The following is an 18,272-nucleotide window of genomic DNA, read 5'->3' on the forward strand; positions in this document are numbered from 1 at the left end:
GGCGTGGGGAGGAGGGGGTTCAAGGGGAACGCGGGGACCGCAATGGGACTGCCATACGGCGTTCACATAGGTCCACGCCCTCATGGGGTCATAGGAGGGGGAGGGGGCGGGCGGGGGAGGGGGGGACAGGGGGAGAGCGGGAGGAGGCAGGGCGGAGGGCGTCCGGTCCTCGGTCGTACGACCAAGGTCGGAGGGCGATGCGGTCTCCCGACAGGGGCATTCCTGAGCTGTGGCCCTTACGCTGCGGGCATGACGACCCCGAAGCCGACCGACACCGACGTCGTAGACGCCACCGCGCCCACCGAAGGCCGGCCCGGCGGGCCGAAGGAGAGCGTGCTGAGCCGGCCGTACCGGGCGCTCAGCATCGGGATCACGTCGGTGGTGCTGCTGATCGCTTTCGAGGCGACGGCGGTAGGAACCGCAATGCCGGTGGCCGCGCGGGAGCTGGACGGCGTGTCGCTGTACGCGTTCGCGTTCTCGGGGTACTTCACGACCAGTCTGTTCGGGATGGTGCTCTCCGGGCAGTGGTCGGACCGGCGCGGTCCGCTGGGCCCGGTGACGACGGGGATCGCCACGTTCGCGGCGGGGCTGCTGGTGTCGGGGACGGCCCAGACGATGCTGCTGTTCATCCTGGGGCGCGCGGTGCAGGGGCTCGGCGGCGGCCTGGTGATCGTGGGGCTGTACGTGGTCGTGGGCCGGGCCTACCCGGAGCAGCTGCGCCCGGCGATCATGGCGGCGTTCGCGGCGAGCTGGGTGGTGCCGTCGATCGTGGGGCCGCTGGCGGCGGGCGCGGTGACCGAGCATGTGGGCTGGCGGTGGGTGTTCCTCGGGACGCCGCTGCTGGTCGCGCTGCCGCTGGCGCTCGCGCTGCCGCAGATACGGCGGCGGGCCGCGGGCCCGGTGGACACCGACGCGGGGCCGGGCGAGGGCCGGGGCAAGGGCAGGCCGTCCTTCGACCGGCGGCGGATCCGGCTGGCGTTCGGGATCTCGCTGGGCGCGGGGCTGTTGCAGTACGCGGCCCAGGATCTGCGCTGGCTGTCCCTGCTGCCCGGTGCCGTGGGCGCCGCGCTGCTGGTCCCGGCGGTGCTGGGGCTGCTGCCGCGCGGCACGTACCGGGCGGCGCGCGGGCTGCCGTCGGTGGTGCTGCTGCGGGGCCTGGCGGCCGGGTCCTTCATCGCGGCGGAGTCCTTCGTGCCGCTGATGCTGGTCACCCAGCGGGGGCTCAGCCCGACGCTGGCCGGGTTCTCGCTGGCGGCGGGCGGCGTGACCTGGGCGCTGGGGTCATGGGTGCAGACCCGGCCACGGCTCGAACCGTACCGGGAGTCGCTGATGACTGTCGGGATGGTGCTGGTCGCCGCCGCCATCGCCGCCGCGCCCAGTGTGCTGATCGACGCCGTGCCGGCCTGGATCGTGGCCGTGGCGTGGGCGTTCGGCTGCTTCGGGATGGGTCTGGTGATCTCCTCCAGCAGCGTTCTGCTGCTCCACCTCTCCGCGCCCAGCGAGGCCGGTACCAACTCCGCCGCGCTCCAGATCTCCGACGGTCTGTCCAACGTCATGCTGCTGGCCATCGGCGGCGCCGCCTTCGCGGCCCTGGGTGGCGGCACGGTCGCCCACGCCGCGACGGACGCCTCCGGCGGCTCCTCGACGGCCTTCGCGGCGGTGTTCCTGCCGATGGCGGTGGTGGCGCTGCTGGGCGCCTTCGTGACGCGACGGCTGCGGGTTCCGGCCGGGTGACGCGGGTGCGGGCGGGGGCCGACCGGGCGGAATGGGTGCCGAATGGAATCGGAACGGGTGCCGTACGGGTTCGGTGCGGGCGGTGGGGATTCGCGTACGGGCGGTGCGCGGGTGCCGTACGGGCGGTGTGGGTTCCGTACGGGCTGGTCATCGGCGGGGTGTCCGGTGAACCGGCCCGCGGCTGATGATCGCCCGGCGGCTCGGGGTGTCGTAGGCCGGGATGTGACCTGGGTCCCACCCGCGGGTGCCCCGGCATCGTCCGCGCGTTGACGGGGGCGGGGCGCCGGTAGGGTGGCCCGGTTGTCATACGTAGCCCCCGTACAGCCCCGCACAGCGCGGTACGCCAACGGCGCCTTGCGACCCCGCCCGACCACACCGGAGACCGTGACTACCGCCCGCCCGTCGCCCGCCACCACCCTCAATGGAGGGCCCTCCGGGCCCACACCTATGTCTTCTTCCTCCCCCTCCTCCCACTCCTCCCACCTGTCGCCCGCCTTCCCGGGCCGGGCGCCCTGGGGTACCGCCAGCAAGCTGCGGGCCTGGCAGGAGGGGGCGATGGAGAGGTACCTCCAGGAGCAGCCGCGCGACTTCCTCGCGGTCGCCACGCCCGGCGCCGGGAAGACCACCTTCGCGCTGACGCTCGCGTCCTGGCTGCTGCACCACCATGTCGTGCAGCAGGTGACCGTGGTCGCGCCCACCGAGCATCTGAAGAAGCAGTGGGCGGAGGCGGCGGCCCGGATAGGGATCAGGCTCGACCCGGAGTACAGCGCGGGGCCGCTCAGCAAGGACTACCACGGCGTCGCCGTCACCTATGCGGGCATCGGCGTGCGGCCCATGCTGCACCGCAACCGCGTCGAGCAGCGCAAGACCCTGGTCATCCTGGACGAGATCCACCACGCCGGTGACTCCAAGTCCTGGGGCGAGGCGTGCCTGGAGGCGTTCGAGCCCGCGACGCGCAGGCTCGCGCTGACCGGTACGCCGTTCCGGTCCGACACCAACCCCATCCCCTTCGTGGCGTACGAGGAGGGCAACGACGGCATCCGGCGGTCCTCCGCCGACTACACCTACGGGTACGGTTCCGCGCTCGCGGACGGCGTGGTGCGGCCCGTCATCTTCCTCTCCTACAGCGGCAACATGCGCTGGCGCACCAAGGCGGGCGACGAGATCGAGGCACGGCTCGGCGAGCCGATGACCAAGGACGCGATCAGCCAGGCGTGGCGTACGGCGCTGGACGCGCGCGGCGACTGGATGCCGGCCGTGCTGCGCGCCGCCGACCAGCGGCTGACCGAGGTCAGGAAGGGGATCCCGGACGCCGGTGCGCTGGTCATCGCCTCCGACCAGGACTCGGCGCGGGCGTACGCGAAGCTCATCCGGGACATCACCGGGCACAAGGCCACGCTGGTGCTGTCCGACGACTCGGGTGCCTCCGACCGGATCGACGAGTTCAGCGGCAACACCGACCGCTGGATGGTCGCGGTGCGGATGGTGTCCGAGGGCGTCGACGTGCCGCGTCTCGCGGTCGGCGTGTATGCGACGACCATTTCCACGCCGCTGTTCTTCGCGCAGGCCGTTGGGCGTTTTGTTCGTTCGCGCAGGCGCGGTGAGACCGCTTCGGTGTTCCTGCCGACCGTGCCCGATCTGCTCGGGTTCGCCAATGAGATGGAGCGCGAGCGCGACCACGTCCTCGACAAGCCGAAGAAGGACGGCGAGGAGGACCCGTACGCCGAGGAGGACAAGCTCCTCCAGGAGGCCGAGAAGCAGCAGGACGAGGACACCGGCGATCAGGACATGCTGCCCTTCGAGGCGCTGGAGTCCGACGCGGTCTTCGACCGGGTGATGTACAACGGCGCCGAGTTCGGGATGCAGGCGCACCCGGGCAGCGCGGAGGAGCAGGACTACCTCGGCATTCCGGGGCTGCTGGAACCCGATCAGGTGCAGTTGCTGCTCCAGAAGCGGCAGGCCCGGCAGATCGCGCACAGCCGCAAGAAGCCGGACGACGAGGCCGATCTGCTGGAGATGCCCGCCGAGCGGCGCCCCGTCGTCAGCCACAAGGAGCTGATGGAGCTGCGCCGTCAGCTCAACAACATGGTCGGCGCGTACGTCCACCAGAGCGGCAAGCCGCATGGCGTCATCCACACCGAACTGCGCCGGGTGTGCGGGGGGCCGGCGAGCGCCGAGGCGACGGCAGGGCAGTTGCGCCAGCGGATCGCCAAGGTGCAGGAGTGGGCTACGCGGATGCGGTGACCCTGCGGTGGCCGGGGCCGGGGCCGGGGCAGGTGCCGCGGCTGGGGCTGGGGCTGGGGCTCGCGTCGGCCGGGGCTGAGGCCGGGGCTGGGGCTGTTGTGCGGGCGGTTGTTCATGCCCATGGGTGGCCGTTGTGCGAACGATCAGCTTCCCCAGAGCGAACGATCACCCCATCCGCGTCAGACGTGATCGTTCGTGCGGACACTCTCGTGCGTATCTGGTCAATGTGAGTAAGTCCATACCGGCCATTGACCGGATTCTGGACGGAGCCTTCCGCTGAGCGAACCGGCTCGCTACTGTCCCGCTACGCACACGCCCCGTGGCAGCGTCGCCGCGGAGCGCAGCCGTGAAGCGACTTGGGCCCGGACGCCGTCGGGCCGTCAGCCGATCGGCAGCCTCTGATGCGCGTCGCCGAACGGGACTCGGTGACGCCCCGCCGCCGCAGAGGCCGCCGACCTCACCACTAAGGAGTGGGCGTCGTGACCGCGGAGACCTCTCAGACGCTCGACCGGGGCCTGCGGGTCCTCAAACTGCTGGCCGACACGGACCACGGGCTGACCGTCACGGAGCTGTCCAACAAACTGGGCGTCAACCGGACCGTCGTCTACCGCTTGCTGGCGACCCTGGAACAGCACGCCCTCGTCCGACGTGACCTGGGCGGACGTGCCCGGGTCGGGCTCGGGGTACTGGGCCTGGGCCGCCAGGTGCACCCACTGGTGCGGGAAGCGGCGCTGCCCGCCCTGCGCTCGCTCGCCGAGGACATCGGCGCCACCGCGCATCTGACCCTGGTGGACGGCGCGGACGCGCTCGCCGTGGCCGTGGTCGAGCCGACCTGGACCGACTATCACGTGGCCTACCGGGCCGGGTTCCGGCATCCGCTGGACCGGGGTGCCGCCGGCAAGGCGATCCTCGCCGCGCGGCAGCAGCCGCTGGACGACCCCGGCTTCACCCTCGCCCACGGTGAGATGGAGTCCGGCGCGAGCAGCGCCGCCGCGCCGCTGATCGGGGTCACCGGTGTCGAGGGCAGTGTCGGGGTGGTCATGCTGTCCGACGCGGTGCCGGAGCGGGTGGGGCAACGGGTCGTGGACGCGGCGCGGGAGGTGGCGGAGGCGTTGCGGTGAGCGGGGTGCCCGGGCGGCGCCCGGGGGATGGGTGCGGTGCTTTTTCGGCTGCGGGTGGTGGGTGGCTGGTCGCGCAGTTCCCCGCGCCCCTGGGGGCGATTCGGCTGACGCACGTCCCGAGGCCCCCGGTGTCCCCGCGCGTGGCCCTGCGGCCCATGGAACGCGTGCGCGCCGTTAGATTGATCCCGTGCTCTCTCGCCTCACGCGCCCCCAGGCCCTCGCCGTCTGTGCCCTGCCCGCCGTGGCCCTGATCGCCACGGCGGTGTTCGCGCCGCTGCCGTTCTCGGTGGCGCAGCCCGGTCTGACGGCGAACGTGCTCGGCGACAACCAGGGCGAACCCGTGATCACCATCTCCGGCGCGCCGACCCGCGAGACCAGCGGCCAGCTCCGTATGACGACGATCGAGGCGACCAGCCCGGACGCGAACGTCGGGCTGGGTGAGGTGATCGACAGCTGGTTCGCCACTGATCGAGCGGTCATGCCGCGCGACGCCGTCTACCCGAGCGGGGACAGCGTCAAGGAGATCGAGCAGTACAACGCCGAGCAGATGGAGCAGTCCCAGGACGTCGCCACCCAGGCCGCGCTCGCGCATCTGGACCTGAGCGAGCGCGAGGTGAAGGTCACCCTGAAACTCGCCGACGTCGGCGGCCCCAGCGCGGGCCTGCTCTTCTCGCTCGGCATCATCGACAAGCTCGACGGCGACGGCCGCGGCGGCGATCTCACCGGGGGCCGGACGATCGCCGGTACCGGAACGATCACCGCGGACGGCGCGGTCGGCGCGGTCGGGGGAGTGGCCCTGAAGACGCAGGCCGCGCGGCGCGACGGCGCCACCGTCTTCCTGGTCCCGAAGGCGGAGTGCGGCGACGCCCAGGCGGAACTACCGGCCGGCCTGCGCCTGATCCCGGTGACGACCCTGGACGGCGCGGTGGACTCACTGGTGGCGCTGGAGACGGGGTCCGGGGCTGTACCCAGTTGCTGAGGGCGGGGCCGCGGCCGGGCTAGCGGGTGAGGACCGGCCGGGGCGGGGTCGCCAGCCGCAGCCCCAGTTCCACCAGGGTCCAGCCGAGCCGGGCCCGCAGATCGCGCGGGCGCCGGGCGGTGAGCGCGAGTCGGTACGCGTCGGCGTCGGCGCGCAGTTCGGCGGCGCGCGCGTGGTGCAGGGCGAGGAATGTCTCGGGGTGCGTCATGGGGCGGGCCTCTCTGACTCGGTGGCGATCGGGAAGGCGTGTGTGTGGACGCGTACCGGGGTGGCCCCGGGGGTCTCCCGCGCCCGGTAGCCCTCCAGCAGCAGGTGCATCTCCTGGACGAGTTCGGCGGCCTGCTCCGGTGTCAGCCGTAGCGTCCAGTCGCTCAGGTCGGTGGCGTCGGACCAGTCCGGCGCCCAGTCTTCGCGGGTGCCGACCCAGGTCGACACCTCGCGGGCATGCATGCTCGCGATCTCGTGCAGAAACGCCGTCGCGGCCCCGCGTGTGGCCGGATCGGCGTCCCGGAGCAGAGTGTCGTCGAGGCTGACGCCCTGGTCGGCGGCGCGCCACCAGCGCTCACGCCCCCTGCCGCGCTCGGGCGCGTCTTCGACGAAGCCGTGGGCGGCGAGTTGCCGCAGGTGGTAGCTGGTGGCTCCGCTGGACTCGCCCAGCCGTTCGGCGAGCATCGACGCGGTGGCGGGACCGTTGAGCCGTAGTTCGCGCAGCAGCTGCATGCGCAGAGGGTGGGCCAGCCCGCGCAGGGAGCGGGCGTCGAGGGGGCGGACGTGAAAGTCCTGGGCGTCGTCCATGCGTACAAAGGTAGCCTTGCAAAGGAATGCTTGCAACGACTTCTTTGCAAGAAGTCCTTTGGAAGAAGAGGTCCCACTGGTCCAGCTCAGAGCCAACCGCGCCCGCCGGCCCTCACCCCTCCCTCACGAACCCCTCCCCCTTCAGCCAGTCCAGTGCCACGTCGTGCGGATCGTCCCCGTCGACGTCCACCTTCGCATTGAGCGTCTGCGCCACCTCGTTGTTCAGCTTCCTCGTGATCGGATCGAGTACGTCCGCGATGGCCGGCCACTTCTCCAGGGCCTTGGTGTTGATCTCGGGCGCGGCGTTGTAGACCGGGAAGAACTTCCGGTCGTCCTGCATGACCACCAGGTTCATGGACTTGATCCGCCCGTCGGTGGTGAACACCTCGCCATAGGTGCACGCCCCCTTGGCCGTCTGGGTGTAGATGATCCCGGCGTCCATCTGCGTGATGTTCGCCGCCGGGATGTTCATTCCGTACGCCTTCTGCATCCCCGGCAGCCCGTCCGCGCGGTTGGCGAACTCGCCCTCCACGCACAGCGTCACCGCGCCCGGGTCGGACCGGGACAGCTCGGCGACCTGGGAGAGCGTCCTGGTGCCGTACTTCTCGAAGTTGGCCTGGTTCATGGCCAGCGCGTACGTGTTGTCGAGGGTGGCCGGAGGCAGCCAGGTCAGCCCGTTGCGGGCGTCCGCCTCGCGGACCGCCTCCCACTGCTGCCGGGCGTCGGGGATCGGCCCGCTGTTGCCGAGGTACGTGATCCAGGCGGTGCCGGTGTACTCGTACATCCCGTCCGCCTCGCCGGTCCTGACGGCCTCGCGGGCGCCGATCGAACCCTGGATCCCTGTTCGGTCGAGCACTTCCGCTCCGGCCGCCTCCCAGGCGATGCCCATGATCGCGCCGAGGATCAACTGCTCGGTGAACTCCTTGGACGTCACGGTCAGCTGCGCCCCCTTGAGCGGTTCGCCCTGACCGATCGAACCCGGACGAACATCGTCCACCATGGGCGAGCCGCTGGTCAGCCCGCAGCCGGGGGTGGCCAGCAGCATCGCCCCGGCCAGCGCCAGGCACAGCCGCCGTGGCCGTCGTACGGTCCTCATGTCCCCACCTCCAGGCCCCTGGGCCGCAGCAGCAGTTCCGCCAGGGTGGCCAGCCAGTCCACGAGCAGGGCGAGCGCGATCGTCAGGATCGAACCGAGCACCAGCACCGGCATCCGCTGGGTGGTGATGCCGGTGGTGATCAGCACACCCAGGCCGCCGCCTCCGCCGAAGGTCGCCAGGGTGGCCGTACCGACATTGAGCACCAGGGCCGTGCGCACCCCCGCCAGGATCAGCGGCACCGCCAGCGGCAGCTCCACGCGGGAGAGCACCCCCGCCGACGACATGCCGATGCCCCGGGCCGCTTCGAGCAGCGTCGGATCGTTCGCTCGCAGACCGGCGATCGTATTGGCCAGCACCGGCAGCAGGGCGTAGATGATGATGCCGATCAGGGCGGCCCTGGTGCCGATGCCCAGCCAGATCACCAGCAGGGCGAGCAGACCGATCGCCGGGGTCGCCTGGCCGACGTTCGCGATCGCCATGGCCACCGGCTGGGCCTTCCGGAACGACCTGCGGGTCAGCAGGATGCCCAGCGGGATCGCGATGATCAGCACGAAGAACGTGGAGACCACGGTCAGCTGCACGTGCTGCCACAGCGCCTTGGAGACCTGGCCGTTCGACAGCGCGTTCTCGGAGATCGGGTCCAGGTCGGCCTGCGCGAACCACAGCCAGGTCGCCAGCAGCAGCGCCACCAGGAACGCCGGCAGGAAGGTGAGCTTCTGCCAGGTGATCCGGCGTGCCGCCGGACGCGGCGGGGGCGGTGGCTCCTTGTCCGCCGGGACCTCGCCCTCGTCCCGGAACGGATGCCCCTTGACGTCGTGCTCGCCCGGCGGGCGGCTCTGGTCGGACGAGGTGGTCACGCCGTCGCCTCCTGGGTGCCGCCCTCCTGTTCGGCCTGCGTCTGCCGCGCCCGCACCTCGGCGAGCTGATGCTGGTGCTCCATGGCTTCCAGACGGTCGGCCTCCAGCATTTCGTGCACGGAGTTCATGAGCGTTTCCATGTCGACCACGCCGGTGTACTCGCCGCGCCGCCCGGTCACCGCCACCCGCCCGGCGTTGTCGATGAGCACCGCCTCCAGCGCGTCGCGCAGGGTCGCGTCCCGGGTGACCGTGTCGTGCACGAGCGTGCCCGCCCGCGCGAGCGATCCCTTGGCCCGCATAAGATCGCCGCGCCGCAGCCACTTGTAGGGCCGGCGGCGCTTGTCGAGGAGCAGGATCTCGTTGGTGCCGCTGGAGCGCAGCAGATCGAAGATGGCCTGGAGCGGATCGTCCATGGTCACCGTCGGGTAGTCGGTGATCTCCACGTCCCGCACGCGGGTCAGGTTCAGCCGCTTCAGGGCCGCCCCCGCGCCGACGAACCCGGACACGAAATCGTCCGCCGGATTGGTCAGGATCGCTTCCGGCGTGTCGAACTGCGCGATGTGCGAACGCTCACGCAGGACCGCGATCCGGTCCCCGAGTTTGATCGCCTCGTCGAAATCGTGCGTGACGAACACGATCGTCTTGTGCAGTTCGTGCTGGAGCCGGATCAGCTCGTCCTGCAAGTGATCACGAGTGATCGGATCGACCGCGCCGAACGGCTCGTCCATCAGCAGCACCGGCGGATCCGCCGCCAGCGCCCGCGCCACCCCGACCCGCTGCTGCTGCCCGCCGGACAACTGGCGCGGATAGCGGCCGTGGAACTCGCCCGGATCGAGCCCTACCAGATCGAGCATCTCCTCGACCCGCCCCCGGACCCGCGCCCTGGACCAACCGATCATCTTCGGCACGAGCGCGATGTTCTGCGCGACCGTCATGTGCGGGAACAGCCCCGACGACTGGATGGCGTAGCCGACCTTGCGGCGCAGCTTGACCGGATCAATGTCGGTCACGTCCTCGCCATTGATCCGGATACGGCCACTGGACGGCTCGATCAACCTGTTGATCATCTTGAGCGTGGTCGACTTACCGCATCCCGACGGCCCGACGAAGATGACCGTCTCACCCGCCTTGATCTCCATGCTGACGTTGTCGACGGCGGGCTGCGGACTGCCCGAGTACCGCTTGCTGAGGCTCTCCAGCTCGATCGTGGCCCCGGTGGCAGCGTCAGGCACGGATCCCCCTGGGAATGGTCAGCCGGCCGATCAGGACGTACGCGGCGTCGAACAGCAGGGCCAGGACGATGATCCCGAGTGTGCCCGCGAGCACCTGGTTGAGCGCGTTCTTGCTGCCCAGTGAGGAGATCCCGCGGAAGATCTCGTTGCCGAGGCCGGGACCGGAGGCGTAGGCGGCGATCGCGGCGATGCCCATCAGCATCTGTGTGGAGACCCGGATACCGGTCAGGATCGGCGGCCAGGCCAGCGGCAGCTCGATCCGCGTCAGCCGCATCACCCGGGACATCCCGATGCCGGTGGCCGCGTCGACCAGGGTCGGATCGACCCCGCGCAGGCCGACGATCGCGTTCCGCACGATCGGCAGCAGTCCGTACAGGGTCAGCGCGATCACCGTCGGCGCCACGCCGAGCCCCACGATCGGGATGAGCAGACCGATCATGGCCAGGGACGGAACGGTCAGCAGGGTCGTGGTCGCCGTGGTGGCGAGCCCGGCGGCCCATTCGGTCCGGTAGGTGACCACCCCGACCAGCACCCCGATCAGCGTCGCGACGACCATGCACTGGAATACGGCACTGGCGTGCTGATACGCGTCGACGAGAAGCTGCGCGTGCTGATTGCCCAGGTACTCCCAGAAGTTCACACCCTCACCCCGGTCGGCCGGCCCGACTGCGTCCTCCGCGCGCGGCCCCGAGGACGGGCGTCACTCCTGGAGCGCCGCCTGCTCCACCAACGGGATGATCCGCAGCGGAACGGGGTTCTCCATGACGATCGCCGTGGAGGCCCGGACAATGCCATCAAAGCCGACAACGCGATCGATCACCCGCTGGAGATCGGCGTTGGAGCGGGCGACCAGCCGGCACATCATGTCCCCCGTGCCGGTCGTGGTGTGCAGTTCCAGCACCTCCGGAACGGTCGCCAAGTGCGCCCGCACATCCGGCCCTTGCCCCTGCCGGATCTGGAGAGTGGCGAACGCCGTGACCGGATAGCCGAGGGCCGCCGGATCGACCTGCGGCCCGAATCCCCGGATGACGCCATTCGACTGAAGGCGATCAAGACGCGCCTGCACGGTTCCGCGCGCCACGCCGAGCCGCCGGGACATCTCCAGCACACCGATGCGCGGCTCCCGCGCCAGCAGCACGATGATCCCGCCGTCCAGCCGATCGATCGCCACGGCACCCTCCGCCTCCGGCGGCCCTCCTGTACAGAGCGGCGCCTCGCTCACCCACACGCTGATCAGATTGTCCAGCGAAAGCGCAAGCTACTGCACATCATGCGGAGTACGGGAGATGCGTGCGCCTATGACCCGCGCCACAGCCCCTCCGCCGACCGTGCCACCTGCCCTCCGCCGGACAGGAACGGCCGGGTTCAGGCGGACCACCCGTGCGAGGGCCACCCCGCACCCCTCACCCCGCCCCACCGCCCATCTCCGGCACCTCTCCCACCGGAGCCTCGCCGAGTTCCTCCAGGGCCGCCCGGGCCGCCGGGGCGTACAGCGGTGAGAAGTACGGATTGATCCGCAGCGCCTCGTCCAGGTGGCGCCGCGCCGGGCCCTCCCGCCCCAGTGATCGTTCGATCATCCCGCGGTGATAGGCGTACAGCGCGTTCCGCTCCCCGCCCCCCTCCCGGGCCTCGGTCGCCCGTGTCGCCAGCTTCAGCGCTTCCTCGTCCTCACCCGTGCGGTGCAGGGCCCAGCCCAGGGCGTCCGCGACCGCCGTGGACGGCTGGCGCCGCCACTCCTCGCGCAGCACCCGCACCGCTTCCTGCGCATCGCCGTGGTCGGCCTCCAGCCGCCCCAGGAGCAGTTCCCCGTCCACCCCGTCCGCCGCCGCGCCGCGCACCTGGTCGCGCAGCAGGTCGTACTGCTCCTGGGCGGACTGTCCCAGCCGCAGCGATTCGTACAGTTCGCCGAGTTCGAGCGTGTACTCCGGTGCCGGCTGGTTCGTGAGCGCCGCGCGGTACGCGCTCAGCGCCTCCGACGTACGCCCCAGCGCGGCCAGGGTGCGTGCCTGGCCCGCCTGCGCGGCCCGCTGGTCGGGGTCCGCGCGCCGGGCCTCGGTGAAGTGCCGCAGGGCCACCGCCAGGTCGCCGCGTTCCCAGGCGAGCTGTCCGGCCCGTTCCAGCCAGGCCGCGCGCTCGGCCGGCTGCTCCGCGGCGGCTGCCGCGTCGGACAGCACGGCCGCCGCGTCCTCCCGCCAGCCCAGGTCCCGGTAGACCGCGGCGGCCCGCGCCTGGACGGCCGGACCCGCGTGCAGCTCCATCAGCCGATCCAGTGTCCGCTTGACCGCTTTGTGATCACCGAGTCCGGTGTACGCGTCGATGAGCTGCGGATACGTGGTCCAGCGCCGAGCGTTTCCCTGTTGCGCGGCCTCCGCCCACTCGCGCGCCGCGGGGAAGTCACGCCGCGCGTTCGCCAGCGCCGCGAGCCCCTCCAGCGCCGGCACGTTCCCGCGCGGGCGCACCTTCAGCGACGTACGCAATGCCTGCTCGGCCGTCGGGTAAAAGGCGGCGTCCGCCAGCCGCCGCCCCTGCTCGACGTACGCCGTGCCCAGCAGCGCCCACGCACCGGCGTCCCTCGGGCGCTCCCGCACCCGGGTCTCCTGCTCGCCGATCAGCACCGCCAGATCGGACAGCCCGGCCGGCGCCCCGCCCGTGACCGCCGCCCGCGCCAGCGCTCCCGGACCCGGCGGCGCCGGCGGCCCCTCCGCCGGTCGCCACCACCGCCACGCCGACATCCCGGCGAGCACGACACACCCGGCGAGCGAAACGATCAGCGCGGTTCTGATCACCCGCCGGGACCGGCGCCGCCGCGGGCCGCCCGGATCCACTCTCTGCTGGATCTCCATGCCGCTCACTCTGCGTCAGTGCGACGGTCCGGCCCCGGCGGCCGATGCGGGCGCCCATGGGGTTCACACCGATGGCCCCGGGTGTCACGCTGTGATCATGAGCCGTATCGAAGCCGCACCCGACGAGGTGCAGGGCAACCTCACCGACCGGCTGCTGGCGGGTCTGCCGGCCGAGGCCGTCCTGACCGACCCCGACATCACCGCCTCCTACGCCAACGACATGGCGAGCTTCTGCCCGGCCGGCACGCCGGCCGTGGTCGTGCTGCCGCGCACGGTCGAACAGGTCCAGCACGTCATGCGCGTCGCCACCGACCTGCGCCTCCCGGTCGTCCCGCAGGGCGCCCGCACCGGACTCTCCGGCGGCGCGAACGCCTCCGAGGGCTGCATCGTGCTGTCCCTGACCAAGATGGACCGCATCCTGGAGATCAGCCCGGTCGACCGGATCGCCGTCGTCGAGCCCGGCGTCGTCAATGCCACGCTCTCCCGCGCGGTGGGCGAACACGGTCTCTACTACCCGCCGGACCCCTCCAGCTGGGAGACCTGCACCATCGGTGGCAACATCGGCACCGCCTCCGGCGGCCTGTGCTGCGTGAAGTACGGGGTGACCGCCGAGTACGTCCTCGGACTCGACGTCGTCCTCGCCGACGGCCGCCTGATGTCCACCGGCAGGCGCACCGCCAAGGGCGTCGCCGGATACGACCTCACCCGGCTGCTCGTCGGCTCCGAGGGCTCGCTGGGGATCGTCGTCCGAGCGGTCCTGGCGCTGCGCCCCAAGCCGCCGGAGCAACTCGTGCTCGCCGCCGAGTTCTCCTCCGCCGCCGACGCCTGCGACGCCGTGTGCCGGATCATGGCGGGCGGCCATGTCCCCTCCCTGCTGGAGCTGATGGATCGTACGACCGTCAAGGCGGTGAACGATCTCGCGCACATGGGGCTGCCGGAGACCACCGAGGCGCTGCTCCTCGCCGCGTTCGACACGCCGGACCCCGCGGCCGATCTCGCGGCCGTCGGGGCGCTGTGCGAGGCCGCGGGCGCCACCGAGGTGGTCCCGGCCGACGACACCGCCGAATCCGAACTGCTCCTCCAGGCACGCCGCCTGTCGCTCACCGCCCTGGAGGCGGTCAAGGGCGCCACGATGATCGACGACGTGTGCGTTCCCCGCTCCCGCCTCGGCGAGATGCTCGAAGGCGTCGAACGGATCGCCGACAAGTATCGGCTGACCATCGGCGTCTGCGCCCACGCGGGCGACGGAAACACCCATCCCACCGTCTGCTTCGACGCACAGGACCCCGATGAGTCCCAGCGGGCCCGCGAGTCCTTCGACGAGATCATGGCGCTCGGCCTGGAACTCGGCGGCACGATCACCGGCGAACACGGCGTGGGCGTCCTGAAGAAGGAGTGGCTGGCGCGCGAGATCGGCCCGGTGGGGCTGGAGATGCAGCGGGCCGTCAAGCAGGCCTTCGACCCGCTGGGCATCCTCAACCCGGGCAAGCTGTTCTGACCCCACCTCCGCCGGGCCCCGGCGCTCACTCGCCGTCCTTGGACTCGTCCGAGGGCCACGGGTCGCGCAGCCACAGATCGTCGGCCGGAGTGGGGGCCAGCAGCTCGGCGAGGCCGTCGTCGATGCCGAGCTGCTCGGCCTCGGTGCCCGGCGGGACCACCCGCAATGTTCGTTCCAGCCACGCCGACACCTGCGCCGCCGGGGCCTCCATCAGCGCGTCGCCGTCCGGCGAACTCAAAGCGATCAGCACGACGGTGCGCCCTTCGACCTTCGTCGGCCACACGCGTACGTCCCCGTGCCCGCACGGCCGGAACACCCCCTCCACGAGCAGTTCGCGCGCGAACGTCCAGTTCACCGGGTGCTCGGAGTTGATGTGGAAGGAGATGTGGATGGCGTACGGATCGTCGGTGCGGTAGCTCAGCCGGGCCGGGACCGGGACGCTCCGCTCGGGCGACAGGATGAGCCTCAGTTCCAGCTCACGTTCCACGACGGTGTACATGACGGGCGGTTCCTCTCTTGCCTGTTCGTGCGTGTTCGTGTGCGTTCGCACGTTTTCGTGTCCGAACGGGCCGCCTTTCGCGGGCCCGCGTGAGTGCAGAGAGGGAAGAGGGCGGAGCATTACGCGACTTCGGCAGGATTTTTTCCGAGACTCTTTCGGACGCCCCTCAGTGACTCCCCCCGAACGCCCCCGCAGGGTCCCCGGGAGGCTCCCTCGAACGCGCCTCCGGTCCCCGGCGATCTTCAGGGACGTAGCACATTCGTGCCTGGAACGAGTGGGTCCGGCGGGACGGGCCGTGGGGATTGCGCCGGTCTGATAGATGTGGAGCACCCTTACCCACCCGCGAGCAGATACGGGACGACGGACATGAGCGCCCCAACCCCGGCACCAGGCGACGACAGGCCCCGCGAGGGGTACTACCCGGACCCCTCCATCCCCGGATACGTCCGCTACTGGAACGGCGCCTCCTGGGTGCCGGGCACCAGCCGCCCCGCCCCGGCCGACGGCGAACCGCTCAGCCCCCCGCCCGGCGTCCAGCCCGCCGCCCCGGCCCCCGCACCCGTCTCCGCCGCGCCGGTCGAGGAGACCGGCCCGCACTTCTTCGACGAGGACCCCGAACCCGCCCCGGCCGCGGGCGAGCACTACGGCAGCCGTCCCGAACCGGCCACCGCCTGGGGCGCCGACCGCAGCCGCCAGTCCGGTTACGGCGGCGACCAGGACCGGCGGGTGTCCTGGGGTTCCCCGCAGCCCGACGCCGACGCCCCACGGCAGGCCGCCGACCCGCGCGTGGCCCACGGCGCCGAACCACCCGCCGCGCCCCAGCCCGCCGCCACGGCCCAGCCGCCCGCCCCCGGGCAGCCGCCCGCCCCCGCCCAGCCCGACGGCCGATCCTCCCGCGCCGACGGCGTCGCGACCATCCCGCCCACCGAGGGCATCGGCGAGGCACCCGACCCCGGCACCTTCGTCTTCCGCCGCCCCCGTACGTCAGGGCCGGGCCCCCGCTCCGAGTCCGCGAGCGGCGCGGCGCCGATCCCCGACCCCGGCACCATGACCTTCCGCCCGGTGCCGCCTCGTAGCGGACCCCAGGGCCTGTCGACGCCCGGCCGGAATCAGGGGCAGGGCCAGGGCTACGGCCACAGCCAAGGCCCCGCGCAGCATCAAGCCCAGGGCCAGGGCCAAGCCCAGGGGCAGCACCAGGTCCAAGGCCAGATCCAAGCGCAAGGCTCAGGACCGGGCTTCGGCGCGGGCACGGCGGCCCCCGACCGCGCGGGCGCCGCCCAGCACGTCACCCCGCATGCCCAGGCCCAGGCCCAGGCCCATGCCCAGGCCCAGGCCCAGGCCCAGGCCCAGGCACCGGCACAAGCCCCGGCCCCGTCCGTCCCCTCCCAGTCCACGCCCCCGCGGCGCACCCCGGAACCCGCCCCGCAGCCCACCCCCCAATCCGTCCCGCCGCAGTCCGGCACTCCCTCGGGCGCCCCCTCCAACGCCCCCCTCACCAGCGGCCCCGGCGGCGGACAGTCCTCCTGGGCGCAGCAGGTGCACCAGCTGGCCGGGGCGTCCGGCGGGGCCGGTGGCTCCGGCGACGAGCCCGTGGTGCCCTGGCGTCCGCCGGCCGACGACCCCTTCCAGGCGATGGCCCGGCGCCAGACGGAGGCCCGCCCCGCCGCGCTGGGCAAGCGCCTGGTGGCCCGGCTGGTCGACACGCTGGCCGTCGCGGCGGTCACCGCGGTCGCCGCCGTACCCCTCGGCACCAGAGCCCTGGACCACATCAACGGCAAGATCGACGAGGCGAAGCTCTCCGGACGGACCGTCACGGTCTGGCTGCTCGACGGCACCACGTCGGTCTATCTGGCCATCGTCCTCGGCGTGCTCCTGCTCTTCGGCGTGCTCTACGAGGCGCTGCCCACCGCCAAATGGGGCCGCACGCTCGGAAAGCGGCTGCTCGGCCTGGAGGTGCGGGACATCGAGGGGCACGCGGCCCCGACCTTCGGCGCCGCCCTGCGCCGCTGGCTGGTCTACAGCGTGCCGGGGCTGCTCTGCTTCGGGCTGATCGGCGTCCTGTGGTGCCTGTTCGACAAGCCGTGGCGACAGTGCTGGCACGACAAGGCGGCACGGACGTTCGTGGCGGGCTGAACCGAGACAGGGCCCGCCGACCCGCTACGGGGCCGGGGCCGCACCCTGTTCGCCCCGACCTCGTACGCCGGTCCCGGTACGCCCCCCGACCCACCCCGTGCGCGGTCGGCGCCGCACCCCGACCACCCCGCCAGACACCCCGGGTCACCCCACCCCCGTACGCCGACCACCCCGCCCACGCCACCCCACCCACCCCATCCCCCATACGGCGAACACGACACCCGCCGCTCCCCCTCCCGCCCCGGATGATCCGGTACTCCGGACGGCCCCTCGCCGGATGCGGAGGTGGGGGGTTCGCGGTCCACTCGGGCCATGAGCACCCAACCGCCCCCCGGTTCCGGCGAGCCGCCGGATGACGACCCGTTCAGGAAGCAGCCCCCGCCCGGGGAAGGCGCGGGCTCACCGTACGACGCCCCCCAGCCACCCCCGCACGGCGGCCAGCCGCCCCGTTACGGCGACCAGCCGCCCCCCTCCGAGGGCGAGGGCGGCCAGCCCCCTCCCTACGGCGGCGCCGGTCAGCCACCCCCGTACGGCGGTGGCCCCTACGGCGGTCAGTCCCCGTACGGCACGCCCCCCGGCGGCTATCCGGGCGATCCGCTGGCCGGGATGCCGCCGCTCGCCGACAGCGGCCGGCGCACGCTCGCGCGGATCATCGACATGATCCTGGTCGGCATCGTGGTGTGGCTGATCACCTGGGGGTTCAACGTCGACGAGTACAACGTGAACTCCGACAGCGTCCAGGTCGGCCGTTCGCTCGCGCAGTCGGCGATCGCGGCCGTGCTCTACATGGCGTACGACACGTTCCTGATCTCCCGGACCGGTCAGACGCTCGGCAAGAAGTGGCTCAACCTGCGGGTGGCGAACCTGGACAACGGCAGCACGCCGTCGGTGCAGAGTTCGCTGATCCGCGCGGCGGTGCTGTGGATCCCGTTCGCCTTCTGCTGCGCCTGCGTGTGGACGGCGATCTGCGGTGGCTGGAGCTTCTTCGACAAGCCGTACAAACAGGGTCTGCACGACAAACCGGCCAAGACGGTGGTGGTGCGGACCAGCTGAGGCGGCGCCACCGCGCGGGCGCACCCCCGGGGTGCACGCACCCCCGCGTGAACGCCCCCGCGTGAACGCCCCGCGCACACGATGGCGGGGGCCGGGGGCCCACGGGGCGGCCCCCACCGGGTACTGGGGGGGGGGGTGGGGACGGGGGGGGGAGGGGTGGGGGGGCGGGGGGGGTCACGGTGGGTTGA

Annotated in this window: 16 protein-coding genes; 7 read left to right on the forward strand and 9 right to left on the reverse strand. The window is 72.1% G+C overall.

Annotation, left to right across the window (positions count from 1 at the left end; all coding sequences use genetic code 11):
* The first annotated feature begins 249 nt into the window (after positions 1-249).
* The 4 genes from ACFXAZ_RS31640 (at position 250) to ACFXAZ_RS31655 (ending at position 6,078) form a co-directional block, all read left to right on the forward strand.
* Positions 250-1,734 (forward strand): MFS transporter, encoded by a 1,485-nt coding sequence (locus tag ACFXAZ_RS31640; RefSeq protein ID WP_384598130.1) that lies wholly within the window; start codon positions 250-252, stop codon positions 1,732-1,734.
* A 447-nt stretch (positions 1,735-2,181) separates the two neighbouring features.
* Positions 2,182-3,978, forward strand: coding sequence for a DEAD/DEAH box helicase (locus ACFXAZ_RS31645; RefSeq protein ID WP_384598132.1), 1,797 nt, complete (start codon positions 2,182-2,184; stop codon positions 3,976-3,978).
* Between the two features lie 479 nt (positions 3,979-4,457).
* A complete protein-coding gene (locus tag ACFXAZ_RS31650) occupies positions 4,458-5,099 on the forward strand; it encodes an IclR family transcriptional regulator (RefSeq protein ID WP_384598134.1) in 642 nt (213 codons plus the stop codon).
* 187 nt (positions 5,100-5,286) lie between these two features.
* Positions 5,287-6,078 (forward strand): S16 family serine protease, encoded by a 792-nt coding sequence (locus tag ACFXAZ_RS31655; RefSeq protein ID WP_384598136.1) that lies wholly within the window; start codon positions 5,287-5,289, stop codon positions 6,076-6,078.
* 19 nt (positions 6,079-6,097) lie between these two features.
* Here the strand turns inward: ACFXAZ_RS31655 and ACFXAZ_RS31660 are convergent, their stop codons facing one another.
* The 8 genes from ACFXAZ_RS31660 to ACFXAZ_RS31695 all read right to left on the reverse strand — a co-directional run bounded on the left by ACFXAZ_RS31660 (position 6,098) and on the right by ACFXAZ_RS31695 (position 12,901).
* A complete protein-coding gene (locus ACFXAZ_RS31660) occupies positions 6,098-6,286 on the reverse strand; it encodes a hypothetical protein (protein WP_384598138.1) in 189 nt (62 codons plus the stop codon).
* On the reverse strand, positions 6,283-6,873 hold the full coding sequence (locus tag ACFXAZ_RS31665) for a helix-turn-helix domain-containing protein (RefSeq protein ID WP_384598140.1): 591 nt from the start codon (positions 6,871-6,873) through the stop codon (positions 6,283-6,285). The genes ACFXAZ_RS31660 and ACFXAZ_RS31665 overlap by 4 nt, the downstream gene beginning before the upstream one ends.
* A gap of 112 nt (positions 6,874-6,985) precedes the next feature.
* Entirely contained in the window at positions 6,986-7,969 is a 984-nt protein-coding gene (locus ACFXAZ_RS31670) for a glycine betaine ABC transporter substrate-binding protein (RefSeq protein WP_384598142.1), read from the reverse strand.
* Complete coding sequence (locus ACFXAZ_RS31675; RefSeq protein WP_384598144.1) at positions 7,966-8,826, reverse strand: ABC transporter permease; 861 nt, start codon at positions 8,824-8,826, stop codon at positions 7,966-7,968. The genes ACFXAZ_RS31670 and ACFXAZ_RS31675 overlap by 4 nt, the downstream gene beginning before the upstream one ends.
* Complete coding sequence (locus ACFXAZ_RS31680) at positions 8,823-10,058, reverse strand: betaine/proline/choline family ABC transporter ATP-binding protein (protein WP_384598146.1); 1,236 nt, start codon at positions 10,056-10,058, stop codon at positions 8,823-8,825. The genes ACFXAZ_RS31675 and ACFXAZ_RS31680 overlap by 4 nt, the downstream gene beginning before the upstream one ends.
* Positions 10,051-10,698 (reverse strand): ABC transporter permease, encoded by a 648-nt coding sequence (locus tag ACFXAZ_RS31685; RefSeq protein ID WP_384598148.1) that lies wholly within the window; start codon positions 10,696-10,698, stop codon positions 10,051-10,053. The genes ACFXAZ_RS31680 and ACFXAZ_RS31685 overlap by 8 nt, the downstream gene beginning before the upstream one ends.
* A 60-nt stretch (positions 10,699-10,758) precedes the next feature.
* Positions 10,759-11,229 carry an Lrp/AsnC family transcriptional regulator gene (locus tag ACFXAZ_RS31690; RefSeq protein WP_382681319.1) on the reverse strand — a complete coding sequence of 157 codons (471 nt, stop codon included), beginning with the start codon at positions 11,227-11,229 and terminating at the stop codon, positions 10,759-10,761.
* 232 nt (positions 11,230-11,461) lie between these two features.
* On the reverse strand, positions 11,462-12,901 hold the full coding sequence (locus tag ACFXAZ_RS31695; protein WP_384598150.1) for a tetratricopeptide repeat protein: 1,440 nt from the start codon (positions 12,899-12,901) through the stop codon (positions 11,462-11,464).
* Positions 12,902-12,992: 91 nt separating this feature from the next.
* Between ACFXAZ_RS31695 and ACFXAZ_RS31700 the strand changes: the two genes are divergently transcribed.
* Positions 12,993-14,399, forward strand: a complete 1,407-nt coding sequence (locus tag ACFXAZ_RS31700; RefSeq protein WP_384598152.1) for an FAD-binding oxidoreductase — start codon at positions 12,993-12,995, stop codon at positions 14,397-14,399.
* A 25-nt stretch (positions 14,400-14,424) separates the two neighbouring features.
* Here the strand turns inward: ACFXAZ_RS31700 and ACFXAZ_RS31705 are convergent, their stop codons facing one another.
* Complete coding sequence (locus ACFXAZ_RS31705; RefSeq protein WP_384598154.1) at positions 14,425-14,898, reverse strand: SsgA family sporulation/cell division regulator; 474 nt, start codon at positions 14,896-14,898, stop codon at positions 14,425-14,427.
* A gap of 366 nt (positions 14,899-15,264) precedes the next feature.
* On the opposite strand from ACFXAZ_RS31705, the gene ACFXAZ_RS31710 reads away from it, so the two are divergent.
* Together ACFXAZ_RS31710 and ACFXAZ_RS31715 are read left to right on the forward strand one after the other, a co-directional pair.
* On the forward strand, positions 15,265-17,031 hold the full coding sequence (locus ACFXAZ_RS31710; protein WP_384598156.1) for an RDD family protein: 1,767 nt from the start codon (positions 15,265-15,267) through the stop codon (positions 17,029-17,031).
* A gap of 312 nt (positions 17,032-17,343) precedes the next feature.
* A complete protein-coding gene (locus tag ACFXAZ_RS31715; RefSeq protein WP_384598158.1) occupies positions 17,344-18,084 on the forward strand; it encodes an RDD family protein in 741 nt (246 codons plus the stop codon).
* Positions 18,085-18,272 lie beyond the last annotated feature (188 nt).

Origin of the sequence: Streptomyces sp. NPDC059477 (assembly GCF_042749375.1) — a bacterium.
Lineage (GTDB): Bacteria > Actinomycetota > Actinomycetes > Streptomycetales > Streptomycetaceae > Streptomyces.